Below are 26,819 nucleotides of genomic sequence, written 5' to 3' on the forward strand. Positions count from 1 at the left end.
CAGCGGTTTATTTCATCGTCTGTCCAATGACCTGCACCAAGTCGATCTGCTTGAACGGCTTGGTCAACCGTGGCAGTTGCGTGGCGAAACCTTCCAGGCGCTCGGCGTACCCGGTGGCGAGGATGATCGGCAGGGTCGGCTGGCGATCGCGAAGCAATCTGGCCAGTTGCGCGCCATCCATCTGTGGCATGGCCATGTCAGTGATTACCAGATCAATGCCTTCATTGCGCTCGAACAATTCCAGCGCCTGGGCGCCCGACAACGCGCAAAGGACCCGGTGCCCCAAGTCTTCGATCAATAGACGCGTACTGGTCAGCACCAGGCTGTCGTCGTCCACCACCAGCACCGTCAGTTCAGGGACATGTTCCCCGGCAGTCTCGGTGACGGCCGGCTTGTCCATGACCGAGTCGTCGGCCACTGGCAACCACAGCTCGGCGGTGGTGCCAACGCCTCTTTCACTCCGCAGAATCAAGCGGCCACCCAGTTGTTCGGCCAAGCCGTGGACCATGGACAGCCCCAGGCCAGTGCCCTTGCCAACGCCCTTGGTGGTGAAAAAGGGGTCCACCGCCGAGGCCAGCGTCGCCTCGTCCATGCCCTCGCCTTCATCGGTGATGGTCAGGCAAATGTAGCGCCCGGTCGCCAGTGGCTTGCTCGCCGCCGGCGCATCGCTGCCTTGCCGTTCCTGCGCCTGGATCAATATCCGGCCGCCCTGGGGCATGGCGTCCCGGGCATTCGTCGCCAGGTTGAGGATCGCCAGTTCGAGCTGGTTGACGTCGGCCAGTACCGGCGACAACGCCTCGGCGAACTGGGCCTGGATGTGGATCGACGGGCCCATGGAGCTTTGCAGCAAGCCGCTGATGCCATCCACCAGCACCGACAGTTCCACCGGCTCGGCGCTGAGTTTCTGCCGACGGGCAAACGCCAGCATGCGCTGGGTCAGCGACACGCCGCGCAGCGCGCCCTGGGTAGCGTTGTCCAGGAGCTGGGTCAGCTTGGGTTCACTGGGGATACGCTTGCGCACGATCTCCAGGTTGCCGAGGATCACCGTCAGCAGGTTGTTGAAATCATGGGCGATGCCACCGGTGAGTTGGCCGATGGCCTGCAGTTTCTGGGATTGGAAAAGCGCCTCGCGCGCCTGTTCAAGGGCCTGTTGCGCCTGGGTGGCATCGGTAATGTCCCGGGTGATCTTGGCAAATCCTAGCAACGTACCGGTATCACTGCGAATCGCGTCGATTACCACGTGGGCCATGAATCGCGTGCCGTCCCTGCGCACGCGCCAGCCCTTCTTTTCGAAACGCCCCTCAGTGGCGGCTATGCGCAGGGCGCGCTGTGGCTCGCCGGCTTCGCGGTCCTCAGGGGTATAGAACATGGAAAAATGCTGGCCGATGGCTTGTGCCGGCAGGTACCCCTTGATGCGCTGGGCGCCCTGGTTCCAGTTGGTCACCTGTCCATCCGGATCGAGCATATAGATGGCATAGTCGGTGACGCTCTGCACCAGCAACCGAAATTGCTGTTCGCTTTGCTTGAGGGTTTCCTCGGCCATCTTGCGATCGGTCAGGTCACGGGTGATCTTGGCGAAACCGAGCAGCTCGCCATTCTGGGCGTCGATGATTGGATCGATGACCACATGGGACCAGAACAACGTGCCGTCCTTGCGCACCCGCCACCCTTCGCCTTCGAAGCGTCCTTCGCGCACAGCCGTGTCCAGTGCCCGTTGCGGCAGGCCGGCGGCACGGTCCTGGTCGGTGTAGAAACGGGAGAAATGCTGGCCCAGGATCTCCGACTCCTCATAACCCTTGAAGCGCCGCGCACCCGAATTCCAACTGGTGATGATGCCCGACGGATCGGTCATGTAGATGGCATAGTCGACCACCGCGTCGATCAACAATCGAAAGCGCTGTTCTTCATCGATACGAGCGGTCTTGGGGTTCTTCTCAAGCATGTGGCCGAGGCATCCATGGGAATTTGGGTGGAGTATGGAACAACTGCCGCGCCAGGAAAAACCTGATTTTCGTAGGGCTATAAGGCGCCTTGCGAACCTTGGTGGAACCCAGCAGGTCCGCAGGGGGATCCAAGCGCCTCTTGCTTGATCGACCACCACCGCGGCAGCAGTCGCTGCACCTTGGCCTCGCCAAAACGATCGTCGATCAGCATCACCACCCCCCGATCCTGCTGAGTGCGGATGACACGTCCGGCTGCCTGCACGACCTTTTGCAGGCCCGGATACAGATAGGTGTAGTCGTAGCCGTCGCCAAAGATCGCCGCCATGCGCTGCTTGATCTGCTCGTTGACCGGGTTGAACTGCGCCAGTCCGAGCGTGGCAATGAAGGCGCCGATCAGTCGCGAGCCGGGCAGATCGATGCCTTCGCCAAACGCCCCGCCCAGCACGGCGAAACCGATACCCTGGCTGTGCTCCATGAACCGGTCGAGAAATGCCTGTCGAGGGGCCTCGCCCATGCCGCGCGATTGCGTCCAGGTCGCAACGTGGGGATACCGCTCTGCAAACAGCCCAGCTACCTGTTGCAGATAATCGAAGCTGCTGAAAAACGCCAGGTAATTGCCGGGCCGCTCGTCGAACTGGCGGGCCATCAATGCCACGATCGGGTCGAGGGATGCCTGGCGGCGAGCGAATCGGGTGGAAATCCGGCTGACCACCTGCACGTCCAATTGCTCGGCCTGGAACGGTGATTCGACATCGATCCACACCGTGTCCGTTGGTGCTCCCAGCAGATCAGCGTAGTACCGCCGTGGGCTCAGGGTCGCGGAGAACAGCACGCTGCTGCGTGACGCCGTGAACCGGGGGCGCAGGAAACCGGCCGGGACCACATTGCGCAGGCACAGCGTAGACAGGCTGCGCTGGCGACCGACGTCGCGCTTATGGATATCGAACAGGAAGTGCTCGTCGAATGACTCCGCCACGCGCCCGAACTGCAAGATGTCGAAATAGAACGCCTGCAGGCCACTGTCCAGGCCCTGGGGATGGTCGTTGAGGTAATCTCCCATCGCCGTGGCGCAGGATCCCAGCGCCAGGAGCAGCTTTTCCGGGGGCTTGTCATAAGCCTGGTAAGCGGCAATTTGCGGCCCGTGCAGGGCATTCCATTGGCGATTGACCTTTTGCAGCGGTTTTTTCAGCGCCTCGGGTGCGCTCTTGAGCACAGCCGCCAAGGTGGCCTGGTCCAGGGTCGCGCTGTACATCTGCCGCCCCCGCTCCACCAGGTTGTGGGCTTCGTCCACCAGGGTCGCGACCGTCCAGCCGTTGGCCTGGGCAAGGCCGAAGAGCAAGGCGCTGAAGTCGAAATAATAGTTGTAGTCCGCTACCACCATGTCTGCCCAGCGGGCCATTTCCTGGCTCAGGTAATACGGACAGACGTCATGCTCCAGCGCGATGCCACGCAACGCGGCTTGATCGAGCAGCGTAACCTGACTCGCCGCCGCCCGGGCCTGCGGCAGGCGGTCATAAAAACCTCGGGCCAGCGGGCAGGATTCGCCATGGCAGGCTTTGTCCGGATGTTCGCAGGCCTTGTCCCGCGCGATCATCTCCAGCACCCGCAGCGGCATTGCGGGCGCGCTGTCGGTCAGTAGCCGGGCGGCGTCCAACGCCAGTTTGCGCCCCGGGGTTTTCGCAGTGAGGAAAAAAACCTTGTCCAGGCGCTGCGGCGCCAAGGCCTTGAGCATCGGGAACAGCGTGCCGACGGTCTTGCCGATACCCGTCGGCGCCTGCGCCATCAGGCAACGACCGGTGCTGACGGCCTTGAACACCGACTCAGCCAAATGACGCTGCCCGGGCCTGAAGCCCGCATGGGGAAACGCCAGGGCCTGGGCGCCCTGGTTGCGGGCCTGGCGGTGGCGCATCTCCTGCTCCGCCCAGGCCAGGAAACGTGCGCACTGCTGCTCGAAGAACGCCTGGAGTTGCGACGCTTCGAACGTTTGGTCAAGGCAGGTTTCCCTCTCGCTGACGATGTCGAAATAGACCAGGGCGACGTCAATGCGCGGCAGCTGCAATTTCTGGCACATCAGCCAACCGTAGATCTTCGCCTGGGCCCAGTGCAACTGACGATGGTTGTCCGGCTGTTTGTTCAGGTCGCCACGGTAGGTCTTCACTTCTTCGAGACGGTTGCGCGCAGGGTCGTAGCCGTCTGCCCGGCCCTTGACCCTCAGGCTGTGATAGTCGCCTTGCAGGCTGACCTCCGCCTGGTAGCCCTCGCTGCGCCGCGCTGCCACGGTCCGGTGGCCGACAATCCCCTCCAGCGCCGTGGGCGATGGCGTAAAGCGCAAATCGAGGTCGCCGGCCTTGGCGGTGAACTCACACAACGCGCGCACGGCAATGCTGTAGCCCGGCACCTCGGTCATGCGCCCTGCTCCGCCCATTGCACGTAACAGACGGCGACCGGCATCTGGTGTTCATGGCAGAAGTCCAGCCAGCGCAGTTGGTTGTCCTGCAGGCGATCGCCAGGACCTTTGACTTCGATCATGCGGTAGGTCTTGTGCTGCGGCCAGAACTGGATCAGGTCCGGCATGCCGGCGCGGTTGGCCTTGATGTCCAATAGCAGGCGACTGAACCAGCGCTTGAGGTGCTCCGCCGGCAAACAGTCGAGCGCCTGGTCCAGGAGCGCTTCGGACAGCGCCCCCCAAAACACGAAAGGTGATTGCACGCCGTATTTTTCCACGTACCGACGGCGGATAGTGCCGCGGTAGCGACCGTCATCCAGTTCCGCGAAACACGCCGCGAACAGCTCGGCGCGACGCTCATGAAAGTCTTCGTTGAGCAGGTCCACCGGACCGCGTTGGAAGGGGTGGAAAAACGAGCCCGGCAAAGGCGCAAAGATTGCCGGCCAGCACAGCAGGCCGAACAGCGAATTGACCAGGCTGTTCTCGACGTAATGCACTGGGGCGGCGTCGTCATGCAAATGGGCCTGGACACAATATTCCACCGGCAATGCCGGATCGACCCGGGGCAAGTGCAAGTCCAGCCGCTCGACTTCCCGCGCAATCGGACGCGGCACGGGTGGCCCGCCGAGTTTGCGCCGCAGCCGCGGCACGATCCGCACCAACGCTTGTCGTTCAGCGGCGCTTTGTGGCGATTGCGCGGCGGCTTCGCCCAGCTCCAGGGCCAAGGCATATTCACCGATCCGCTCCAGCACCCGGATCATCCGCAACCGCGCGCCGGGATAACTGCAATCGCGATAGACGCACAGCGCCGAGGCGAATTCACCGATACGCTCTGCGTGCTGGCCGATCTGGAACAACAACTTGCCCCGACGTCGCTCCAGCCATGGGTTATCCAGGTCCAGCGCATTGATCCGGGCAACGATCGTTTCGAGCGTTTCGCCGGCCTCGAAAGATTGCTGGCACTCATGCAAAAAAAGACAGGCGTCGATGTCCTGGCGGTTGCGCAGTCCCCGGGACTCGGCGCTGAACTCAACGGCTTCGTAAGTGAAAATACCCAGGTCCGCCAGCACGAACTCCGACCAATCCTGGTAGAGATTGCCGAAAAACATCAAGCGCAAGCGGTCGCACAACGCCATGACTGTAAGACTGAACAGCCGATCCTCCAACTGAGGGCACCAGGCACCAAAGGGCTGGGGTTGGCTGAAGCGTTCGCCCAGCGCCAACAGCCAGTCAGCCTTCTTCGCCTTGGGCTGCTCGATCGCATGGCCCAGGCAGAGCAGGATTTCAGGCTTGAGCAACACCTCGAACAGCTCCGCCAGGCTCAGCTCAGCCTGCTCCTGCACCCAGCCCAATACGATCAACGGTTGCACCGCAGCGCCGATGTCGCCGATTTCGTGATAACGCAGTTTGCCGAGGCGAAAATGCAACCCCTTGCGCATCACCATCCTCACCAGCAGGCCTTGGGACGGACGCGGTAACGCGGCAAAAGCCTCGATGAAGCGCTGCTCGTCGATGCTGAGCACATCGGCGTAGCGTTGTGCCAACCAGGCAAGCACCCGCTGGAAATTGTTCAGGTAATAAAAAGGATCGTCGAGGGGGTTGGTTGTCACGGGAAAAGCGCCACGGTGCTTGAAGTACTGGTTATGCGTACAGATATCAGCTAGCCGCGGTCCAAGCAACTGCAAAAGATGAGCGGTCTCCTATATTTAAAGGAGATTTCCTTCAGGCAGCGATGAACTTTCCTACAGCAAGCGGGACAAATGGCGGTTAACTCAGTGATGGCCCGGTCGAATCAACCGGGCATCATCCCTTTGCATAGAGGTTATGGATATGAACATCAGGTTTCTGGGCCTGCCCTTGGTCGCCGTGGCACTCCTCGCACTGGCCGGCTGCGCATCACCGACCGTCGTGACCTTGCAGAACGGCACCCAGTATTTGACCGAGGACACCCCCAATACCCGCACTGCGGATGGCTTCTACGAGTTCGAAGACATTTCGGGTCGCAAGGTCCGGGTTCGTGCCGATGAAGTCGCGACGATTCGCAAGGAAGATTGATCGAAAGCCAAGCCCTCTGTCCCAGAGGGCCGCACGCCGCTCCATGTCCGGAAGTCGCGTGGCAGCCCCCGCTATATTCCCTTTTCTCCCGCGCATACTTTGCGCAAGCAACCCCTGAGCCAACGGTGCACGGGGTCGGCGTCCATTCGCGGATGCCAGAGCATCGCGACAGTGAACTCAGGAACCACGACCGGCAGCGGGAAACTGTGCATGCCAAGGCGCAAGCGCGTGGTGTAGCGTTCCGGCACGCTGGCGATCAGGTCGCTGGACCGGGCGAGCCCCAGGGCAGTCGAAAAACCCGGTACGCAGGTCACGATTTCCCGGGATAGATCCAAAGTCCTCAAGGCTTCATCGATCGGGCCTTGCTCAAGGCCGCGCAGGGAGACACCGACGTGCCGACCGGCCGCGTAATCGTCAATGCCCACCTCGATCCGGCTCAATGGATGCCCTGCCCGGACCACGCCAACGATGCGATCGACAAACAACGCCTGGGTGCGCAACTCGGGGCGCGTGTCCTCATCGACGACAGCAGTCTCCAGATCAACGCTGCCTTCGCGCAGCGCCGTGCTATCGCGGTCGGTCTTCTCGACAAAACGCAGCCGCACGCCCGGGGCCTGCTCGCCAATATGATTGATCAAGTCGACGGCGAAGTTCTCCACGAAGCCTTGCCGGGTGCGCAAGGTGAACGTTCGGTTGATCCGTTGCAGGTCCGGGGCCCGCACAGGGCGCAGTGCCGCCTGGGCGTCCTGGACCAGTTGGCTGACCTGCTCGCGCAACTCCATGGCCCGGGGCGTGGGAACCAGGCCGCGCCCAGCCCGCACCAACAATGGATCCCCCGTAGCCTGGCGCAACCGCGCCAGGGCCCGGCTCATGGCCGAGGCGCTGAGACGCAGCCGCCGGGCCGCACCGGCCACGCTGCCTTCAGACAGCAATGCATCGAGGGTGACGAGCAAATTCAGATCGATCGCGGACATTGACGGGCCCCTGGCTGATAGATGGCGTCTGTTGCAGCTATAACCTGCAACTCATGCGTCTTCCGCCATATTAAGCCTGGACGTAACGTTGTGACAGTACGTCAAACACAACGGGTACATGATGAAGCCAGCCAATGCAGAACAACGCTTGCCACCGACCGCGGTACGCCAGCCACGCGCTCCAGTACGCTGGGCGTTGGCCAGTCTCGCCCTGTCGACACTCCTGGCGTCATTGGGCGCCAGCGTAGCCACCGTCGGCCTGCCAGTACTGGCCGAGGCTTTCTCTGCGTCTTTCGCGCAAGTGCAATGGGTCGTACTGGCATACCTGCTGGCAATCACCACACTGATTGTCAGCCTGGGCAGGCTCGGCGACCTTGTAGGCCGGCGCAAGCTGTTGCTGGCAGCAATTGCGCTGTTTACCCTCGCGTCAGGACTGTGCGGCCTGGCACCGTCGCTGTGGTGGTTGATTGCGGCCAGGGCCGTGCAGGGCCTGGGAGCGGCGATCATGATGACGCTGACGTTGGCCCTGGTCGGCGAGACGGTGGAAAAAAACAGGACCGGTAGCGCAATGGGATTGCTCGCCACGCTGTCGGCGGTGGGCACCGCGCTGGGCCCGTCCCTGGGAGGCCTGTTGATTACAGGTTTTGGCTGGCACGCGCTGTTCCTGATCAATGTGCCCCTGGGCCTGCTGACACTGGTGCTGGCTTGGCGCTACCTGCCCACGGGAAACCAGGCGCCGACGGTCGGGCGCTTGCGCTTCGACGGCTTGGGCACGCTGCTGCTGGCCGCAACGCTGGGCACCTATGCGCTGGCGATGACGCTTGGACGCGCAAGCTTCGGCGGGTTGAACATCGGGCTGTTATTCGCGGCGATTATCTGTGGCGGCCTGTTCGTCCAGGTCCAACGTCGGCTGGAGTCGCCACTGATCCCCTTGGCAATGTTGCGCGATCGCCTTTTGGTGTCGGGCCTGGCGTCCAGCGCGCTGGTCGCGGCGGTCATGATGGCGACTTTGCTGGTCGGTCCGTTCTACCTGTCCATCACCCTCGGACTGCCCCCGGCAATCGTGGGGCTGGCGCTGGCAGCCGGCCCCTGCGTGGCCGCCCTCGCGGGTGTGCCCGCCGGACGCCTGGCTGATCGGTTCGGGGTACGTCCGATGCGGCTTGCCGGGCTGGCGACGATGATCCTCGGTACCCTGCTCTTGTCGCTGGTTTCCCCCGCCCTAGGCATCGCAGGCTATGTTTTTACCATCGCGATAACCACCCTCGGCTATGCGCTGTTCCAGCCAGCAAACAATGCCGCAGTCATGGCGCCGATAGCTGATAACAACCGCGGCGTCGTTGCCGGTTTGCTCAATCTATCGCGCAACCTCGGCTTCTTTACCGGCGCATCGGTGCTCGGCGCGGTTTTCGCTACCCAATTGCCGACGAACGGTATCGCGGCAGCGAGCCCAGAGGATGTGACGAACGGCTTGCATCTCACCTTTGCCGTCGCCCTTTCATTGACCGGGCTGGCGTGGCTAATTGCCGCCGGATTGCGCGTGCCAGAGCGGTTGCGCCAGAACAAGGACAACGCCGGCCAACGATGATGGCATTCTGAACAATTCATGGTTAGGTCATGATGCAGATCAAAAAAACTGAACCAATCGCCAAACGGACTGAAAAAATCCACGTGGCGTTCATTTTCAGATGCTATTTTTAGTTCTCACTGGTAGAGCCAAGAGGGCTCTTCCTTCCTGACATGAGCAAACGGAAGCGCTTGATGAAGAAGGCGGGCTACAGATGAATAAAGGATCTTTCAGCAAGGTAACGTTCCCCAATGCCTGCCAGTTGATGCGCTGGCATTTCCATCCCATGGGCTTCGAAGCCAGCATGGACGCGCCGGGTAGTATGGTTGCCCGGCTATTTGATCGCGCGAGCGGCGAAACCATGATCGCCATTGCAGGTATCCCCTGCGCGACCGTGATGAACGCCCCCGACGTCGAGCGAATTATCGAAGCGGTGGAAGCCGAGCTTGAAGCCTTCGTTCCACCCGTTGGTTTGCGACGATTCGCCTCCTGACAAAGAAAAGCCCACATGTTCATGTGGGCTTTTTTGTCAGTGTTGTGTTTCGCTGGCAGGTCAGCCCCGCGCACGGCGATGATCAATGAAAAATGGCTTGCCCACCCCGATTCGATCCGAAGCCTTCGGTGCGTTTGCCGCCTGGCTGTCCTGGCCGTCGACATACCAATAGCAATGCTGCACGGCCCGGGTAATGCCTACGTACGCCAAACGCAGGATCTCATCGCGCTGCGCCGAGTCATACGGCTCGGCATCGCCTTCCTGGCCCAGCCCAGCCAGGCGATAGATCTGGTTCTTGTAGGGCGAGCGCGTCAAATGTTGGCAGTCGCCCACCAGGAACACCGCATCCGCCTGGAGGCCCTTGGCGCTGTGGTAGGTCATCTGCCGGAGACGTCGCTGGGCATACGGTAAGCTAGAATCAACATTAACTGTTGGCTCTATATACTTTTGAATCAACGACTTATCGCCGCTTCTTCGATACAAAATCAAGATCGAATCACCGTTGCGGTAATGTTCCTCGATTCTCCTTGCCAAGCCTTCATCGTCCCGCTCCATCACGTTGACTGGGCTTGGTGACAGAGCCTCTCCGCTGGCCTTGGCTTTTTTGCCAGGAATGGAAGGTGCCGCTCGCACGATGTGTTCGGCCGCGTCGATGATGTACTGGTGGCTACGGTAGTTGTCGGTGAGCATGACCCGTGTATGGGCCGGCGACCGAAATTGCTTGGTGAAATCCATGAAAAAACTCGGCGAGCTGCCACGCCATCCGTAGATCGACTGCCAGTCGTCGCCGACGCACAGCAACGATGTCCGCTGGGCGCTCCGCCCCACATGCATGGCGGGGCCGCGCTTGCGCACCTCACCCAAGGTCGCCCGCAACCAGGAGACGATCTGTGGCGAAACGTCCTGGAACTCGTCGATCATCAAGTGCGACATGGGCCTTAGCAACGCGTCATCGAGCAGCTTGAAGTTTTCCGGAGAATGCTCACTGAACAGCGAGAACATCCGGTTATAGGTCATCACCGGCGGAGACTGGTCCAGCAGATGGTCTTCAAAACCTCGCCAGAAACGGCTCAGCGCCTCGAAAAAATGCCGGTCTGGATCGTCCTGGGAGAAACACAGCCTGCCAACGGCATCCGGTACATCCAGTCCGAGGTTCTCGATGAAACCTGCCGCCGACACGAAACAATCCAGCAAAGGGGCCGAGCCCAACTCTCCCTGGATCTTGTAATCAAAGCCGGGGCCAGCCGTGGCATTACCGGCCAAGGAGGCCAGGACCCGCTTGGCCTCCTCATAACTGTCCAGCCATATCAATGGCTTACGACAGAAAGCTTGAAACAGGGTTCGCTTTACTGCCCATTCGGCACGCAGGCTCAGCTTGGCCCCGGGTCGACTCAACTGAGCGTTTTCCCGCGGATCGAACCCCAGCATCACCCAAGCGTCGAGGGCCGGGATGTAGCCATGGCAGAAAAACCTAGATCCGTTGATTTCAAACCTTTCTCGCTTGGGCTCAACGCCTTTGATAGGCCAGGCGCCCGCACGAAACCATAGGTCTTCGATTGCGTCGCTCAGCGCTTCGTCGCGCTGGGCCGCCAGCTCGGTGACGGCCATACGCTTCTGCACGTCAGGGTGATCGCGCTCCAGCTCCTTGAGTTGCAGGGCGTGACGGGAAAGCGATCTGATCAGCTCACGGAAACGCTCATCACGCTGGTAAAGCCCGTGGTAGCAGGCATTGAGTTGCTGGCGCTGGGCATCGTTGATGCGTAGATCGAACGGATTAGCCTGGGCATCCTCGTCGTCCGTCCCCGTACGATGGCTCAGTGTTTCAAAGGCCTGGAGCCGTTCGAACCCCGGCAGGCTGCGAACCATGGGCAGGATACGAGAATGGAAGGTTCGCACCAGATCGCGTGCCTCCTTTACGCTGATCGCTCGCCCCCAAAGCGAAAAGACCGAGATGAGCTTCTCGATGAAATCCTTGCGCGACTCCCGGGTAAACGTCACCACTGTCATCGAGCCCAGCTCGAACCCCAGGTACTGGGAGAGCAGCACGATGCGCAGCACCAGGGTAGTCGACTTGCCCGCGCCCGCCCCGGCAATGACCGAGGTCGTCGGCGTATCGCTGAAAATCATTTTCCACTGGGCATTGCTGGGCTGTGCATGGGCCGGCAACAACCGGGCAACGTCGGCCTTCATGCGTTTTTTCAGGTCGGCCGTCAATGGCAAGCGCCAATCGTCGAACAAGAGATCATCGACCTTGGGCGCCGGATGCTCCGTGCTTCGCGAATCGCGGATCAACAAGACTTGGCGACCTTCTTCCAACCCCTCGGCCTTGCCTTCGCTGAAACCATAGTCAAACCCGGCAGTGTGGCCGCTGCGAAAGCCATCGGCCTGGCCGTGCAGCCAGGACGCCCGGTGCTGGGCGCGCAAGCGTGTCAGGCCGTGGCCAAAGAAACGCGCAGCCAGGCGCTTGAACCAAGGCATCTGGGCCAACGGCAGAAGATCGGGGGGAAGATCAGGACGGTGTTGCGACACGCTGAAGACTCCGCTACTCAGAACCATGGCGACTATGGTGTCTGGATTTAACAGCGGATTCCAGCCAAAAGCTTTTAATTCATGGATTTGGACGATGAATTGAAAGTGGCATGGCAGGTTGGCATGCGATGTTCAGGGGTGGTGATTCGCGAGCGGGCTTGCCGTCACACCCGGATCTGCATCGCTGCAAATGCCGGGTGGAAGCGATAAAGATCGTCTGGTTACTGCCCGGAAATGGCGCCATCCACCAGCGCCTGCGCCTCGACGACCAACTGTTTCAGGTGCTCGTCGCTCACGAAGCTTTCCGCGTAGATCTTGTAGATGTCTTCGGTGCCGGATGGACGCGCAGCGAACCAGCCGTTCTCCGTCATTACTTTCAAGCCGCCGATCGCCTGGTCGTTGCCCGGCGCATGGCTGAGGATGTTCTGGATCGTTTCCCCGGCCAGTTGGGTGGACTGGACCTGATCCGGCGACAGCTTGCTCAGTAATGCTTTTTGCTGCGCACTGGCCTTGGCGTCGACGCGCACCGAGAACGGTTCGCCCAACTCGTCGGTCAGGCCGCGATAGGCCTGGCTTGGATCACGGCCAGTGCGGGCGGTCATTTCCGCAGCCAGCAGTGCCGGGATCAGGCCGTCCTTATCGGTACTCCAGACGCCTCCGTCCTTGCGCAGGAACGAGGCGCCGGCGCTTTCTTCGCCGCCGAAACCGAGGGAACCGTCAAACAGCCCATCGGCAAACCACTTGAAGCCCACCGGGACTTCATAGAGGCGCCGCCCCAGGCGCTTGGCCACGCGATCGATCAGGCCGCTGCTGACAACGGTCTTGCCGACGGCAGCGTCGGCGCGCCATTGCGGGCGGTTCTGGAACAGATAATCGATGGCTACCGCAAGGTAGTTGTTCGGCGCCAACAGCCCACCGCTTGGGGTCACGATGCCGTGGCGGTCATGATCCGGATCGCAGGCGAACGCCACGTCGAAACGTTCCTTCAGGCCGATCAGGCCTTGCATCGCGTGGCTGGAAGAAGGGTCCATGCGGATTTGTCCGTCCCAGTCGACCGTCATGAAGCGGAAAGTCGAGTCCACGTGCGTGTTGACCACCTCCAGATCCAGGCGGTAGTGCTCGGCTATGGCCGGCCAGTAGCGCACGCCCGCACCGCCCAGCGGGTCGACGCCCAGGCGCAACCCGGCATTGCGGATGGCATCGAAATCGATGACGTTGACCAGATCTGCCACGTAGGTATTGAGGAAGTCATGGCGGTGGGTCGTGTCAGCCTTGAGCGCCTGCTCGAGGCTGACACGCTTGACGCCGGCCAGTTGATTGGCGAGCAGCTCATTGGCCTTGGCTTCGATCCACTTGGTGATATGGGTGTCGGCCGGGCCACCGTTGGTTGGGTTGTATTTATAGCCCCCGCTTTGCGGCGGGTTGTGGGATGGCGTGATGACGATGCCGTCCGCCAGCCCCGTGGTACGGCCACGGTTGTAGCAGAGGATGGCATGGGAAACCGCCGGTGTCGGTGTGTATTCGTCACCCTCGGCGATCATCACGGTCACGCCGTTGGCAGCCAGCACCTCCAACGCGCTGGCACCCGCCGGCGTCGACAACGCATGGGTATCGATACCCACGAACAATGGCCCGTTGATGCCCTGGGCCTCACGGTACAGGCAGATCGCCTGGCTGATGGCCAACACGTGCCATTCATTGAAGCCCAAGTCGAACGAACTGCCCCGATGGCCCGATGTGCCAAAAGCGACGCGCTGGGTGGCAACCGAGGCATCAGGCCGACCCGTGTAATAGGCTGTCACCAGTCGCGGGATATCGATCAACAATTCTGCCGGTGCCGGCTTACCCGCAAATGGACTGACTGTCATGCAAAAAACCTCGGAGTGGAGTGGCTCGAAAATGGATGCAGTTTACTGACAGTTCGACCGCCACGCGATGGGTTCGATCCATCGCACTGCGGTCATGACTGTTCGAGCCTCAGAGCGTCGGCCAATGCGCAAAACGCAGCGTCTGGGTCGCTCACCCCGTTGAATGCATGGGTCAAGCGCAGATTCTGCCCATACAGCCCCTGGATGCTGAACAGCTCCCCTGGGGCAATGACGATGCGCCTGGCGAGCAATCGCTGGAAAACCCCACGCATATCCGCTTGTCGCGATGACCGCGCCCACACCGTTGCGCCCCCCTCGGGCTCGACCCATTGCAGACAGTCCCCCAGCCGATCGCGCATCAGTTGTGTCGTCGAGGCGGCGCTCTCGCGCAACAGGCGCCGCAACACCAGCAGGTGTTGGTCTATGCGACCGTTTCCATACAAGCGAGCGATCGCTTTCTGGCGGATCGGTGACAGACGAAACGCTCGCAGCAGAAAATATCGCTGTAGCTTCAACGTCAATTGCCGTGACAACACGTAGCCGTAGGGCGCCTCGGGGCCTATGGTTTTTTCAAATGTGGAATAGACAATCAGCCGGTCTGGGTCGAGCAGTTCCCGCAAGGGCGTATTGCCTGGCTCGAATGCAAGATCGGTATAACTGTCGTTTTCCAATACCCAGCAGCCGCGCAGGTCAAGCAGATGGGCAATGGCCTGGCGGTTGGCTTCGCTTTTCAACGTGCCCATGGGCATGTTCAGGACTGAAGAAAGCACCACCAGTCGGACGGTTTCGGTCGCCAGCAGTCGTTCCAACTGGTCGATATCGACGTCGCCGCCCACCAGCAGCGGAAGCTCGATGACCTTGATGTCAGCCGCTTGCAGCAAACGCAGCACCGTCCAGTCACAGGGCGATTCGACAAGGACCGTATCCCCCTTGAGGGCCAACACCGCAATCAGAATTTCCAGGACCCCGCGCAGATCAGCGCCAATGTAGACATCATCGGCATTCCAGCACCGGGCCGGCGATGAGGTATAGCGCGCCGCCAGCGCCATGCGCAACTCCTGTTCCCCCCAGGGTTGCGACGGCATTTGCGACGTGCGCGGATACTGGCGCAGCAACTCGCGCTCAAGCAATAGAAGTGGACTGTCCAGTGACTGCAACGATGCCGGCTCATCGGCGCTGAGCACCAGCATGCCTGGCCGGCGCGCGTTGACGTACAAGGTTTCGAGCAAGTCGTCTCCGTCGCCCAGGGCGGTCACGCAAGGCACTGGCAAGGCGTAATAGCCGGATTTGGCAACCGAATAGACCCTGCCCTCCTTTTCCAGCAAGGAATAGGCGTACTGAATAGTGGAAATGGAGACGTTCAGTCGCTCAGCCAACTGGCGCAACGACGGCAAACGTACACGGGGATCAGCGCCCAGCTCATTGATCAGGTTTGTCAGGTATCGATAGACCGCCTGGTAGGCGAAATCGGTTTCACGACTTCCCTTCATAATGCGAGACCAGCGAAACATGCCTTTACCGGCCGTGCCGGGACGGTGGAAACGAAATCCCTCAAACCTGGCTCCTCAGCGTCGCGCCGAGCGTTCGCACAGCTCGTCGACGTCCTGCCCGTCCTCGTCCTGATCGAAAATCCCGACAGTCGAATGGCGAACGGCCGCCGACACAGTTTCCTGCTCGGTACAGGCGATGGGGGTCCGGTACAACGTGCGAAGCATGGGAACCGACAACCCGCTCACTTCCGTCATCCATTGCTCCACCTGGTCACCTCCGGTGCCACCCTGCAACGCCTTGTGCAGCTCGGGCATCCCCACCAGCATGCCGGGATGACAGCAGCGCAGGTAGTGCTCCAGGCCCACGCCGCTATCAACAAAGGGCGCGTACAACATGCACACCAGTTGCGTTTCGTTGATCCCCAGGACTTCACTCACTTCGGCGGCGGCCTTGGCGCGACGCTCGGGTATGGCCGAAGGTGAACCGAACAACTCCTGTACCTGCTGGCAGACATGCATCGGCATTTGCTTGCGATGCATGATCATGACCGTGCGCTGGACATAGTCGCCATAGCCGGTCTCGTAGCTACGCCCTTGCAGGTAACACGCCTGCAGGCCGTACAGATGGGCCGACAGATATGGGCTGAGGTACTCGTGTTCGAGCGTCGGCGCGACGAGCGCATCGGGGCGCACCCTTAGAAACTCGCTGAACAAAGCCCAGTTGCTTTCTTCGAGCCGCTCGCCCATCAAGTCGTCGATGCTGACGTGCCCTATTCGCCGACAAGCCTCGAAATGCCCTTCGGGCCGCCATGGCCCCAGGCAATCCTGCCCATAGAAGCGCCGGAACAGCTCACCGCCCAGATTATCGAGCTGTGCGAGGAGCCCATCGAAACCACTGCTCGGATCAACGACCTGGCCGATCTTTCGGGCGACGCGATGAAGCCCCGTCATGAACTGCCTTTGCTGGCGTATCGTATCGCTGGTGACCCAGGAGTCGACGCCCGCCTCCCAACGCGCCATGTTCCTGTAGAACTCCGCCATCGCCAGGTAACCGTCGTCGCCCAACCCCAGGAGGCTGTCAGCCGAGCGCAGGTGTCCGAACATCAGCAGGTCCACTCGATTGGCCGCGCGTCCTGCAGCCGATAGCGGTTTCCTGTGATTGAATGGCAGCACCTCGCGATTGTCCGCCATCAACAGCTCGACCCGGGAATCGTCATAGACGAACAGCGCGCTGTAGCAGCGATGGATGTTTTCCAGGGTAGCTTGCGAAGTCTCCCCTATTCGCGGGGTGACAATGCGCAGGTTGAACGTAGCCGGGTGCCGCCCAGCGATGCTCAACTGCGCCGCCCGAAGGGCCGTGAGGACATAGAAGCCTTCCCGGCTGCCGTTCTGGACCATCAGCACGCGATAGTCGCCAATTCGGTCAATGCCGCCGGCGGCCACGATCAAACGCTGGATCAAAAGCTGCAACGCGGTGCGTTCCGCGCGGGAATAGAAGTCCAGCAAGCGTTGCAATATCTGTTGATATACGTAAGTCATCGCCTGCTCATGAATTGCACTCATAACCATTTACCTGGAAATATCGATTGTCGGCGTGATTGCACGACGGGCCTGCCGAGATGGATGAATTTGTTATTGCAAACAGTATTAGCTGCAAGTTTAGTTCTTGCCTCTAGTAATTATTTGATACATATGCAAGAGTCATCCTACCTGTCCAACAAGTCTCTCCCAAGGCCCTTATTTCATTGGGGAAAACTGAATAAACGGCGCGTCCTAGGAGATTTCTTACAGCGTCCCACAGACAATTAATACAGAAAATCAGGAACGGCCCTATCCATATTTCGTCGTTGACTCTGCCCGATCTCTTCTGATGCCCACGAATAGAATTAGAGCAAGCAAGCACGACTTGAAACTGCACTTGGGGGTGTGACCCGACTGAACGCCTGTATCGCGTCATGACTTCTTCCTTGAGACTGAAACAAGCGTTCAATTATCAAGACTTAAATAATGATTAGAAGATACAGATTGACAGCAAAAACCAGTTCAGTTGGTTTTGCCGATCACTTATGTCAGGAAACAGAGGGCGGCCGGCTTGAGGCTGCGGGCCAAGGCGTCATTCGCCAGGCGACCGCGAGCGGCGAACAGGACAGGCAGGAGCAAAGAATGGCCGGTTTGGCCGCAGACCGCGCAAGAGCCGTTAACAATGACTCTTGCGCAAAGGGATGGATCAAGCAGGATCGACTACCTGAAGGGCAACACGTTCACGGCAAGGGCACTCGCCCATGTAACGGTGGGCCTCAACGAACTCGGAGAACGGGAAAACCCGGGTCTTGAGCGGTAGCAGCACCCGATCGGCGGTAAGCTGATTGATATCGCGCAACGCGCGCTGCAAGGCCACCTGGTCCTGCACAATCCCCAGCTCCGGCTTACCGGTGAAATTGCCGATGCAGTGCACAAAGAACTGAATATTCTTCTGGAAGGCCGCGCATGCGGGAAATGGCGTCTGGTTGCCACCTTGCAAGCCATACAGCACCAGGCTGCCCCGCGGTGCCAGCACATCACCCAGCAGCGACATCTGTGGACCGCCAAGACCGTCGAACACCACGTCGACGCCACGGTTGTCCGTCAGCTTGTTGATTTGCATCAGCAAGTCCTGTTCTTCGGTGACGATCACCTTTTCAGCACCGAGCGACACCAGGTATTCACGCTCATCAGCTGTTTTGGTCGCCGCGATCACCCTGACACCCAAAGCCTTGCCCAACTGCACGAATGACGGGCCGGCGCAATGGCTGGCGTCGGTGACCAGGGCAAATTGCCCAGGCTTGACCCGCGCCAGGTCCATGTAGGCGAAATAGGCGATCAACAGCGGCGTGTAGTGCACGGCGGCCTCGATCGGGCTGAGCACGTCGGGATAGCGGGTCAGCGCGGTGCGTGGCAGCACGATGACCTCGCCATACACCGGATAATCGTTCGGGCTCTCTGCGGGGAAGCTGGCGACCTTGTCACCCACCGCCAGATCGTCGACCCCGTCGCCGACGGCGGTGACCACGCCGGCCATTTCATGGCCAAGCCCTGACGGCAGGCGCGCCTGGGACGACGCCAGGTTCTGGCGCCACAGGGTGTCATACCAACTGATGCCGATCGCTTCAACGCGGACCTGCACCTCTCCCGGCGCAGGAACAGCCGCCGCATGCTCTTCGCATTTGAGCACCTCGGCACCGCCAAACTTGTGAAAACGGATCGTGCGGGACATCGCAAACCTCGTCAAAGTAACCTCTAATGCCATGAACTCTATCCGGGCTTTGTACCCAAGACCATCAGTGGCTATTAATAGTCGACATGCCTGTCATTGATTCCGCAGCAAGAATACCGAACCACTCCTGTAGGACTCATCCCCAAGAAAATGCATTTATCCGATGCAGAGCACCAGCCTTTCCCCGTAAGATTCATGCCGGCCATTGTTCTCATATGGCCGTCCACGTCAAGCTTGCCGAATCTGCCAGGACCCCAGATGAATCGTAATGACCTGCGTCGTGTCGACCTGAACCTGTTGATCGTGTTCGAAACATTGATGCATGAACGCAGTGTGACCCGCGCCGCCGAGAAATTGTTCCTCGGCCAGCCGGCCATCAGTGCCGCGCTGTCACGCCTGCGCAGCCTGTTCGACGACCCCTTGTTCGTCCGCACCGGGCGCAGCATGGAGCCAACGGCCCGCGCCGTGGAAATCTTCGCCCTGCTCTCTCCGGCCCTGGATTCGATCTCCACGGCAGTCAGCCGGGCGGCAGAATTCGACCCCGCCACCAGCACCTCGGTGTTTCGCATCGGCCTGTCGGACGACGCCGAGTTCGCCCTGCTGCCCATGCTGCTCAAGCGCCTGCGGGCCGAAGCGCCGGGCATCGTGCTGGTGGTGCGCCGGGTCAATTACATCCTGATGCCGGGCTTGCTGGCCTCCGGTGAAATCTCCATCGGCGTCAGCTACACCGAAGACCTACCGGCCAACGCCAAGCGCAAGGTCTTGCGGCGAAGCATGCCCAAGGTGCTGCGAGCCGACACCGCGCCGGGAAAACTGACCGTGGACGAATTCTGCGCGCGTCCCCATGCCCTGGTGTCCTTTGCCGGGGACCTGAGTGGGTTTATCGACGAAGAGCTGGAAAAACTCGACCGCAAGCGTCATGTGGTGCTGGCGGTGCCACAATTCAACGGATTGAGTACGCTGTTAGCCGGCACCGATATCATCGCCATCGTGCCCGACTACACCGCCGACGCCCTGACCGCCGCCGGCGGCGTACGCGCCGAAGACCCACCCATACCGGTGCGCAGCTTCGAACTGCACATGGCCTGGCGTGGCTCTCAGGACAACGACCCTGGAGAGCGATGGTTGCGGTCGCGGATTCAGATGTTTTTTGGCGATCCTGAGAGTCTTTAGGTGTCGTCGGGCAGGCTGTTCATCTGATCATTTTTGCCTTTCCACAAACCATGGAGCTCCATGCACTTCCAGTGGATTGCTACATTGGGGGCACATCTGAGGGCATGCTTTGGATGGTTTGAAAAGGATGCCCCCAGCCTGAGGTCCAACAGCCCCCTTCTCGAAAAAGTCACCCTTTGCTGTTCCCAGCCGCCGTCGAGCGCTGTCCGATCACCTCAGTTAATGGCTGAACCTCCGTACGAGAACAAGTGGGGATAGTCGAGGGCACATCAATGCCCTTAGAGCCCAGAAAAACTTCCAAGCCTATCTCCAGCAGGCTATTAATGAGGATAGCTCCGACCGGACTCCCAGCGAGTCGATAGGGCAACGCCTCAAGCTTATACGCAACATCATTTCATACCGCCTTCCCCGAGACATCATGGCGCTGAGCAAGATCCAAGTGGACGTTTTGACCCGGAGGGGCATCGAGGCAGGGGACTTTGGCTTTTTTGCAGAACAGCTTGAAAATCTGTTCCATGATCCGCTGCTCACCACGTTGGATGAATACGGTGTGCCGACCCAGATCTCCTCGAAATTCAAAGGGGCGATCTTACCTTCAGAAAACCTTACCCAACTACTCGACAAGTTACGTGCATGGGCGCCTAGAATCGAATAAACACCGTTGACACACTTCGAAAAAAGCATCGTAAGGTGGGCTGTAGATGGAATCTAACAGGGAGTATTGCAGCCATTCACCAGCACCCTAACGCCCGCTACAGTCGTAGAGACCATTCATGCTCGGTGGTATGTGTACGCAGTCAACGGCAACCGGACAGTATGTCAGCGGAGACGACGAATGAAGTACCCAGGCCACCCCACTGATGAGACTCCGCCTTCGTGGTACCACGACCGGGGGCAGTCCTACATCGAGCAGGAGTTCCAGAACGCGATTGAGGATCTCGCGAGTGCCATCGAGAGCGAACACTGGTTCGGAGACACCGAAAAACATCATCGATACAGGGTCGACTTCATTCTCAAAGATGCACGTCTGATTGTCGAACTGGATGGGCACGCATATCACTCGACAAAGGAACAGCTCGAAAAGGATGCGATCCGGCAGCGGTACCTTACCCGTGCTGGTTACTCAGTCATCCGCTTCACTGGACGTGAGATCAACCGTGATGTGCGGAAATGCGTTGCGGATGTTAGGCAAATCTACCTTGAGCGCATGCAGCGGGCTCCAGCGAAATATCGTGTCATGTACGTCGATTACACATTCGTAATGAAGCAGATGCACTTGGCGCTGAGTTTTTATCGGGACATTCATCCTGACAAAACTCTGGAACCCCAATCGATCGAGAGCATCATTCCACATGCGATTTCTTGGCTTCACGAAAAGTCGTTCATCACCGTATTCGTCTTTTGCCCAACGGAAGACCGAAACGAAATCAATCACCTGAACAGCGTGGTGATGGAATACGACACTGGGGAGGTCAGGTTCAATACCCTGACAAGCGACTGGTACACCCTTGATCTAGGTGAGCATATGGAAGCCTATGCTCACCTGTTCGATGAGTTCATCCTGGTCGCGGATGACCCGGTCTACACGGCCCCGTTCCGAGCGGTCCTACCTCAACAGCTCAGAGATCAAAAGGTGGGTTTGTTCACCAATAAGTACTTTGCCAATGGAAAGCTCCTGCGCCTGGGAAACCAGGAGACTCATTTCGCTGGAACCGACCTGGTGCAAGTACGGTGGCAAAACGTCTGGTATGCCATTGGATCATCATTTGGGCTTGTTCCCTATGAGCTATAGCTACCGTGCCATCATTAAAACTCACTGATACACTGCGACTCGAAACGCTAAAGGTTAATCTGCTAGAGTGCCGATCCGCATAGATTCCGTCTGCCTGCGGCGGATAATACGTTACGGCTCTCCGCAGATTCAGCCCCAACTTTCATCCACGAATACCGGATTGAATGACTTTCACCGCAGCCATCAGCTGTTGGTCCAATTCAATCAAAGCCTGACCGAAAAACACCTTGAAAAGTACGGTCGCCTGCACATCGTCCAGTAAATCGAAATGTCCTCCCAGTGTCTTTCCCGTGCGAATAATCAGGTTCGCAGTCTTTGTATTGCCAGCGAATCCAGCGCAAATCAGCACTTGCACGGGCTGAACCGAATACTCTCGAGCCATTTCGATCACGCGTGCGCACAAGTACACGCTAGTGAGGTACACCTGCTCATACTCATCTCCCACAATGAACTGCTCGCTACCACCACTGAGGGTTACTAACCCTTGCGCTCCACCGTCAGCAATTCGCTTAAGCTCCTCAAGGCTGAAACTGACCAGGTCAAACTCGCCGGGTCGAAGTGGCGTGCAATACGACCGCACAGTACTTGCGGCATATCCCCTGACCTTTACTTGCCATTGCCTGAACTCCGTCAACTCGACGGCATGGCCGGCGGGCTGGCTGCACTGCAAATAGTCACCAAGCACCTGCGGAAAGTTGACACTGGTTGGCACCCAAGTACCCCGGTGTCGGCCTCTTCCACGTCCACGGCTGGGCGAGAGCACTGTACGGTTGACCATGGGCGCCGACAGAAGACAGCGCAGGTCATAGCCGATCATAAATAGCGCCGCCTCTAAGCAATGACTGCGCTCCTGCAGCGAACCAGCAAACATTGTCGGCGCCCCGGCAAGGGTCACTTGGATGATCCAACCGAGCTCGAGCTGGCTGCGCGCCCATGAATAGCTCGGTACAGCCTTGGAAAAGAACTGCGGCGAGTTTGCGAAACCGAATGCACCAGGATCACGGATCTGCGCTCCACGCGCCGCACCCGAAGGGAATCTGAGTTGCGCTGGCGTCTGCTTGCCTTGACGGTAAAGTGCATACAGCATGGCGATCGCTGCACCAACCCGGCTGTCATAGATCGGCGAACCAGTCTTGTCGAGCAACGAGTGAATCTTGGTCAGCCCCGCATCGAAACGCAGGATGCTGCTCGCATCCAATTGGGAGAGCTTTTGAATGGAATTCAGGTCGAAAAGCGGAATACAGCTATCGAGGTAATGTACGAGCTTCCCATGACGACGGAGCTGGTGAAGAAAAGGGATAGCTCCGCGAACGCCGCCCCATTGCAATACCGCCAGGCATGCACTGTAGGCAGTGTTGTCACACTTCAAAGCCAGCGCCTTCGTCAGCCGGATACGAAGCAGATCGAGCGATACCTTCGTGCTGGCCCAGTCCGCAGATTTCACCCATTTCCCGGTCTGGTAGTCGTGCCAAACACTTCCCCAACAGTACAGTGCGTGAACTTTTTCGATGCCTACGACTTTGTGGTTCAACCCATCGTCGACAAACCTGCTTTTCGGGAACTGCAGGTGCACAGCTAGCCGGGGAAGCTCCACTTGAAGCCACTCTATAAAACTTCGCACATCCGGCTGCGCGAGAAAGGCCGTCCGATCCATCTGTCTGCCAATTCCCTTTAAAAAAATGATTGATGTGTCCGCGGCCCGCAGATGACAGGATCCATCTCGCGTCGATAGCGAGGCGAGACGGATGCACCCGGCTACGGCAAAAGGTTCACGTGCCGTAGTGCGTCTCAATGAGCGAGAGCATCGCTAGCGCATGCTCGTTGATCTGATCCTGCCCCCAGTCGTCGCCTTTGCCCAGCACGTGGAACATGTGCGCCAGTTTCAAGGAGTCGTACTTGGGCTTGGCGCGGAATGCCGCTTGCTTCTTAAGTACCGCCAGATTGCTGTATGAGGAGTTTTCGCCGGGGCTGAGCAGCACCAGATTGCCGAATCCGTGTAGCAACTCGTCAGGTAATGTCCTGCGGAACTCTTCGTTTTGCGGATGCACATGTTCGACAGAGTTCTTCGACGTAATCCGGTACAGGTGCAGCTTTTCAAGATCAAGCCAGTTGAAGGTGCTGCGTTCACGCCACAGAATGTATTCCAGTTTCTGGAACCAGTAGTGCTCGAAACTCGTGCCGTTGGCCTCCTTGAGATAAGTCACTGTCGTTGCGATGGACACCGGCTCGGCGGTGTCACTGGACAACAGCCAATAGCTCGCTTCTTTCTGGGTCATTTCGGTGAGGGAGAGCTGGTTATCGATCTGTTCGAGCAACGCCAGCACTTGATGCTCCTTCATATCAGGCGAGTCGACCAGCCTTCCCAGGAACGGTGTCAGCCAATACTGAGCACTGCGCTCACCCGTGAGGTAACGCATACTCTGCAGTTGACTCAGGTCGGAAGTGTCCTGAGTGATGGAGCGCCAATCGGGGCCATTGCCTTTGCTTCGATTGTTGATGGAACTCAAGCGCAAGGTTCGTTCATCTTCCTCACCCAGGCGCACCCACTTGACGACCCAGCGGTCGAACTGAAACCGCACGTTCCAGAGGCATTCCATAAACCCCTTGACTTGCGCCGCAGTGGCCTTTTTGACGAAGCGGGAGAAACAGTCATTGAGGTTGCTGTCGTTGAGCCGTGAGCCGATGTCACTCCAATCCTGAGTGCGTCGGTAGATTCGAAACGCATGCATGAGCAACAGACCAAAGCTGACGATCGACTGATAGCGAGCCTCATCCTTCTCCCGCGGCTCTTCAACCGACGCATCGTTATTCATTCTCATCGAACGTATTTCGCTGATCGTGCGGCCTTTCGCATAACCAGCTACGGGGCGATCAAAGGAAAAGTGCTCAAAGGAGTGGTCCGTGAGATCGTTGAATTTCAACCCCCCCCAACTGGCACCAGCGAAGACATCACGTAGGTTTTTCTCGAAGTAATTCCCCATATCTTCGCACGCCTGCCAGATGCCTTCGTAAGTGGCACGGTGCTGCTTGATACGATTCATCAAGCGTGCCTTGAGGATATCGGTCTGCTCAAGCTGGACCCCGCTGGTGTTCAGCGTCGCGAACAGTTTGTTCAGGTCCATGCCTGCGGGCATGACATTGTTGACCCAGGTCACCTGGTTGAACAGATAGTCCCCGACGCGTTCAAGGGCTCGCTCGCCTCCCACTGCCTGCAACCTCTTCAGTCTATCGCATGCGACTTTTCGGGCAGCAATCAAGTGTATGAGATAGGGGTTCGAAATCTCCCTTTCGTCCGGCTCGATGTCCGCCGTCAAACCCGCCCAGGCGCTCAACCGTGACTGAACTTCTTCACGAATATTGAATGTGAGTCTCGGCGCATTGCCCAAGATCACAAGCGACCGCAGCGGCGATGATGGCCTCAACGCACAGAACGCAAGCGCCAGCACCATCAATGTCGTCATTCGTTGCTGGCCATCGATGAGTTCGTAGGTCATGCCTGCATCAGAGGTCGAGCCCGGAACTACTTCGCTGGTCAGCACCGTGCCGATAAAGTAATGCGATTGCGCGGGTTGACCGTCCGCATCGGGCTCGCTCGCCAGGATGATCTGCTCCAGCAGTGCCTCCACATCGTCACTGGACCATACATAGGGCCGCTGGTAACAGGGAATGGTCAGCGATATGCCTTGCTGGCATAGCGTGGCGGCAGTCTGCACATTTGACTGGACCTGAGCGTTCATCATTTGCCTCCTTGACGGGCAATGTCAGCGAGGCTGATTCGTTCGATGGCGTCACACAGCGCGGCATCGTACCCAGCAGCCACCCGGGTCGTATCCGGCCAAGCCAGATCCAGGTGAAGCGTGATGGATACCGACTCTACGAAGCGCTTCTTGATACTGTGCTTATCGAGTCCTGCCTCGGTGGTGGTGTAGGTGTAGGTCCGCAAGTACCCGAGTAGCTCCTCATGGGTATGGCTACTGGCGATCCAGTCCATCAGCGGATTTTCCCTTATGTGCGCCTGGACGCCGTCTTCCCGTACGCTGACTTCTTTGATCAGGCGCAGCGAAAAGACCATCCGGAACATCCAGAGGCTGGCTTCGAGCAGTCGGGCAGTACCGAACTGGCTGGCGTACATCAGCAAAGCGCAGTCATACGCCCGGCTCAGGAACACGCTGCCGCACGCATCCTGAGACAACCGTTTGTAGTAGTAGCCGAACGAGTGCTTGAGCGGCGCTTTACCAACGTCGAGCAACGCCTGGCGAAGGCCTTGGAAGTATTCGACGTAGCGCATGGCGTTTACCCCTGCGCCCAGTGGCTGGCGCATTGCATACCCCGCTTGGACGATATGCGCGTCCTTGTCCCAGACATCGCGATTCACCTGCAAGGGCCGATAGGCAATATCGGCAGTATTTGCCAGCGTCCGCTCGGCGAGCTCCGTGACGATCTGCTTACGCTCAAGTATCGGGTCACGATCACTGGCAACGTTTCGCCAACGCAGGCTTTGCCAATGCCGGGATTTCATGAGCGTTGCGACCAGGGGCTTGAGATCGCCGAGGCGCTCCCAGGCCCGGGCGAAATCATTCTGCGCAGCAGGAACCACGCTGCGTAGATGATAAGCCTTGATGATGTCCACGCCACTCAAGCGAACACCAGAAGTGTTCTGAGTTTCGAAGAAGCGATAGGCATCGTCTTCTCGCCGCGTGACTACCAGAGTCACGTTTACGCGGGTGAAATCTATCTGCGGCAGCTTTTGCTGCTCCAGCCATCGAAGATTGAGCTGGATGCGCCGATAGCTTTCTGGAGAGTTGAATTTCAACTCAGGCGCGCCTTTGTCGCCCTTCTGCAGGCAATGAAGCAACGCCAGGCTGGTAATGCGCTGCTGGCCATCGATAATATTCAGAGTGCCCCGCTCACGGCCGTTACCACCTTGCTGGTGCAGGATGATGCTGCCCAGGTAGAAGTCGTGGTGCGGCGAAGCCGCGCTGAAGAAATCTCGCAAATCATCGAGCAGCTTTGCCAGTTGCTCTTCGCTCCAGCGATAGGGCCGTTGATATTCAGGCAAATTCAGGTTGCCGAAAATACAACTGCCGTCGTTGGACGGAATCTTCCTGGCGTTGAACACATCGTCGAGACTCGTAGACGCAACGACGATGCCCTCCACATCGAGCGGCAGATGCGGGGCAAATGACCGCTCGCTCACGGCTTGGTTCATATGACTGTCCTTGTGATGTGTTCTACGGCC

Annotated in this window: 18 protein-coding genes; 6 read left to right on the forward strand and 12 right to left on the reverse strand. The window is 59.1% G+C overall.

Annotated features, from left to right (window positions below; all coding sequences use genetic code 11):
• Positions 1-7: 7 nt before the first annotated feature.
• From VQ575_RS13520 to VQ575_RS13530, 3 genes are all read right to left on the reverse strand, one after another.
• Positions 8-1,942 (reverse strand): hybrid sensor histidine kinase/response regulator, encoded by a 1,935-nt coding sequence (locus tag VQ575_RS13520; RefSeq protein ID WP_325917647.1) that lies wholly within the window; start codon positions 1,940-1,942, stop codon positions 8-10.
• 77 nt (positions 1,943-2,019) lie between these two features.
• Positions 2,020-4,350, reverse strand: a complete 2,331-nt coding sequence (locus VQ575_RS13525; protein WP_198725258.1) for an ATP-dependent DNA helicase — start codon at positions 4,348-4,350, stop codon at positions 2,020-2,022.
• Positions 4,347-5,999 carry a VRR-NUC domain-containing protein gene (locus VQ575_RS13530; protein WP_045155952.1) on the reverse strand — a complete coding sequence of 551 codons (1,653 nt, stop codon included), beginning with the start codon at positions 5,997-5,999 and terminating at the stop codon, positions 4,347-4,349. Before VQ575_RS13530 ends, VQ575_RS13525 begins: the two co-directional genes overlap by 4 nt.
• A gap of 220 nt (positions 6,000-6,219) precedes the next feature.
• On the opposite strand from VQ575_RS13530, the gene VQ575_RS13535 reads away from it, so the two are divergent.
• Positions 6,220-6,444, forward strand: a complete 225-nt coding sequence (locus tag VQ575_RS13535) for a YgdI/YgdR family lipoprotein (protein ID WP_039588594.1) — start codon at positions 6,220-6,222, stop codon at positions 6,442-6,444.
• Between the two features lie 71 nt (positions 6,445-6,515).
• On the opposite strand, the gene VQ575_RS13540 is transcribed toward VQ575_RS13535, so the two are convergent.
• A complete protein-coding gene (locus tag VQ575_RS13540) occupies positions 6,516-7,418 on the reverse strand; it encodes a LysR family transcriptional regulator (protein ID WP_325917648.1) in 903 nt (300 codons plus the stop codon).
• A 121-nt stretch (positions 7,419-7,539) separates the two neighbouring features.
• Here VQ575_RS13540 and VQ575_RS13545 point away from each other — a divergent pair, with 121 nt between their 5' ends.
• Together VQ575_RS13545 and VQ575_RS13550 are read left to right on the forward strand one after the other, a co-directional pair.
• Positions 7,540-9,003, forward strand: a complete 1,464-nt coding sequence (locus tag VQ575_RS13545; RefSeq protein ID WP_325919886.1) for an MFS transporter — start codon at positions 7,540-7,542, stop codon at positions 9,001-9,003.
• A gap of 193 nt (positions 9,004-9,196) precedes the next feature.
• Positions 9,197-9,475: a DUF1652 domain-containing protein gene (locus VQ575_RS13550; RefSeq protein WP_003201764.1), complete on the forward strand. Its 279-nt coding sequence runs from the start codon at positions 9,197-9,199 to the stop codon at positions 9,473-9,475.
• Between the two features lie 60 nt (positions 9,476-9,535).
• Here the strand turns inward: VQ575_RS13550 and VQ575_RS13555 are convergent, their stop codons facing one another.
• The 5 genes from VQ575_RS13555 to VQ575_RS13575 form a co-directional block, all read right to left on the reverse strand.
• Positions 9,536-12,004: a UvrD-helicase domain-containing protein gene (locus VQ575_RS13555; RefSeq protein ID WP_325917649.1), complete on the reverse strand. Its 2,469-nt coding sequence runs from the start codon at positions 12,002-12,004 to the stop codon at positions 9,536-9,538.
• Positions 12,005-12,225: 221 nt separating this feature from the next.
• Positions 12,226-13,872 (reverse strand): phosphoglucomutase (alpha-D-glucose-1,6-bisphosphate-dependent), encoded by a 1,647-nt coding sequence (gene pgm / locus VQ575_RS13560; RefSeq protein WP_039588598.1) that lies wholly within the window; start codon positions 13,870-13,872, stop codon positions 12,226-12,228.
• Positions 13,873-13,964: 92 nt separating this feature from the next.
• The gene (locus VQ575_RS13565; RefSeq protein ID WP_325917651.1) at positions 13,965-15,362 is read right to left on the reverse strand and encodes an aminotransferase-like domain-containing protein; all 1,398 of its coding nucleotides are present in this window, start codon (positions 15,360-15,362) and stop codon (positions 13,965-13,967) included.
• Positions 15,363-15,437: 75 nt separating this feature from the next.
• Complete coding sequence (locus VQ575_RS13570; RefSeq protein ID WP_325917653.1) at positions 15,438-16,925, reverse strand: hypothetical protein; 1,488 nt, start codon at positions 16,923-16,925, stop codon at positions 15,438-15,440.
• Between the two features lie 664 nt (positions 16,926-17,589).
• Positions 17,590-18,615 (reverse strand): zinc-dependent alcohol dehydrogenase family protein, encoded by a 1,026-nt coding sequence (locus VQ575_RS13575; protein ID WP_039588603.1) that lies wholly within the window; start codon positions 18,613-18,615, stop codon positions 17,590-17,592.
• 258 nt (positions 18,616-18,873) lie between these two features.
• On the opposite strand from VQ575_RS13575, the gene VQ575_RS13580 reads away from it, so the two are divergent.
• From VQ575_RS13580 to VQ575_RS13590, 3 genes are all read left to right on the forward strand, one after another.
• Positions 18,874-19,788: a LysR family transcriptional regulator gene (locus VQ575_RS13580; RefSeq protein ID WP_325917655.1), complete on the forward strand. Its 915-nt coding sequence runs from the start codon at positions 18,874-18,876 to the stop codon at positions 19,786-19,788.
• Positions 19,789-20,206: 418 nt separating this feature from the next.
• Positions 20,207-20,443, forward strand: a complete 237-nt coding sequence (locus VQ575_RS13585) for a hypothetical protein (RefSeq protein WP_325917658.1) — start codon at positions 20,207-20,209, stop codon at positions 20,441-20,443.
• A gap of 180 nt (positions 20,444-20,623) precedes the next feature.
• A complete protein-coding gene (locus VQ575_RS13590; RefSeq protein ID WP_325917659.1) occupies positions 20,624-21,580 on the forward strand; it encodes an endonuclease domain-containing protein in 957 nt (318 codons plus the stop codon).
• Between the two features lie 142 nt (positions 21,581-21,722).
• Here the strand turns inward: VQ575_RS13590 and VQ575_RS13595 are convergent, their stop codons facing one another.
• The 3 genes from VQ575_RS13595 to VQ575_RS13605 all read right to left on the reverse strand — a co-directional run bounded on the left by VQ575_RS13595 (position 21,723) and on the right by VQ575_RS13605 (position 26,789).
• Positions 21,723-23,234 (reverse strand): hypothetical protein, encoded by a 1,512-nt coding sequence (locus VQ575_RS13595; protein ID WP_325917661.1) that lies wholly within the window; start codon positions 23,232-23,234, stop codon positions 21,723-21,725.
• A gap of 115 nt (positions 23,235-23,349) precedes the next feature.
• The gene (locus VQ575_RS13600) at positions 23,350-25,317 is read right to left on the reverse strand and encodes a DUF262 domain-containing protein (RefSeq protein ID WP_325917663.1); all 1,968 of its coding nucleotides are present in this window, start codon (positions 25,315-25,317) and stop codon (positions 23,350-23,352) included.
• A complete protein-coding gene (locus tag VQ575_RS13605; RefSeq protein WP_325917664.1) occupies positions 25,317-26,789 on the reverse strand; it encodes a DUF262 domain-containing protein in 1,473 nt (490 codons plus the stop codon). The genes VQ575_RS13600 and VQ575_RS13605 overlap by 1 nt, the downstream gene beginning before the upstream one ends.
• Between the last annotated feature and the right edge of the window lie 30 nt (positions 26,790-26,819).

It is taken from the genome of Pseudomonas frederiksbergensis (genome assembly GCF_035751725.1).
Classification (GTDB): Bacteria; Pseudomonadota; Gammaproteobacteria; order Pseudomonadales; family Pseudomonadaceae; genus Aquipseudomonas; species Aquipseudomonas frederiksbergensis_A.

What these genes read in the sequence shown, in the direction of transcription:
- VQ575_RS13520 (WP_325917647.1), bottom strand. Translation starts at nt 1,942, where the DNA reads ATGCTTGAGAAGAACCCCAAGACCGCTCGTATCGATGAAGAACAGCGC.
- VQ575_RS13525 (WP_198725258.1), bottom strand. Translation starts at nt 4,350, where the DNA reads ATGACCGAGGTGCCGGGCTACAGCATTGCCGTGCGCGCGTTGTGTGAG.
- VQ575_RS13535 (WP_039588594.1), top strand. Translation starts at nt 6,220, where the DNA reads ATGAACATCAGGTTTCTGGGCCTGCCCTTGGTCGCCGTGGCACTCCTC.
- VQ575_RS13540 (WP_325917648.1), bottom strand. Translation starts at nt 7,418, where the DNA reads ATGTCCGCGATCGATCTGAATTTGCTCGTCACCCTCGATGCATTGCTG.
- VQ575_RS13545 (WP_325919886.1), top strand. Translation starts at nt 7,540, where the DNA reads ATGAAGCCAGCCAATGCAGAACAACGCTTGCCACCGACCGCGGTACGC.
- VQ575_RS13550 (WP_003201764.1), top strand. Translation starts at nt 9,197, where the DNA reads ATGAATAAAGGATCTTTCAGCAAGGTAACGTTCCCCAATGCCTGCCAG.
- pgm (WP_039588598.1), bottom strand. Translation starts at nt 13,872, where the DNA reads ATGACAGTCAGTCCATTTGCGGGTAAGCCGGCACCGGCAGAATTGTTG.
- VQ575_RS13565 (WP_325917651.1), bottom strand. Translation starts at nt 15,362, where the DNA reads ATGAAGGGAAGTCGTGAAACCGATTTCGCCTACCAGGCGGTCTATCGA.
- VQ575_RS13570 (WP_325917653.1), bottom strand. Translation starts at nt 16,925, where the DNA reads ATGAGTGCAATTCATGAGCAGGCGATGACTTACGTATATCAACAGATA.
- VQ575_RS13575 (WP_039588603.1), bottom strand. Translation starts at nt 18,615, where the DNA reads ATGTCCCGCACGATCCGTTTTCACAAGTTTGGCGGTGCCGAGGTGCTC.
- VQ575_RS13580 (WP_325917655.1), top strand. Translation starts at nt 18,874, where the DNA reads ATGAATCGTAATGACCTGCGTCGTGTCGACCTGAACCTGTTGATCGTG.
- VQ575_RS13585 (WP_325917658.1), top strand. Translation starts at nt 20,207, where the DNA reads ATGGCGCTGAGCAAGATCCAAGTGGACGTTTTGACCCGGAGGGGCATC.
- VQ575_RS13590 (WP_325917659.1), top strand. Translation starts at nt 20,624, where the DNA reads ATGAAGTACCCAGGCCACCCCACTGATGAGACTCCGCCTTCGTGGTAC.
- VQ575_RS13595 (WP_325917661.1), bottom strand. Translation starts at nt 23,234, where the DNA reads ATGGATCGGACGGCCTTTCTCGCGCAGCCGGATGTGCGAAGTTTTATA.
- VQ575_RS13600 (WP_325917663.1), bottom strand. Translation starts at nt 25,317, where the DNA reads ATGAACGCTCAGGTCCAGTCAAATGTGCAGACTGCCGCCACGCTATGC.
- VQ575_RS13605 (WP_325917664.1), bottom strand. Translation starts at nt 26,789, where the DNA reads ATGAACCAAGCCGTGAGCGAGCGGTCATTTGCCCCGCATCTGCCGCTC.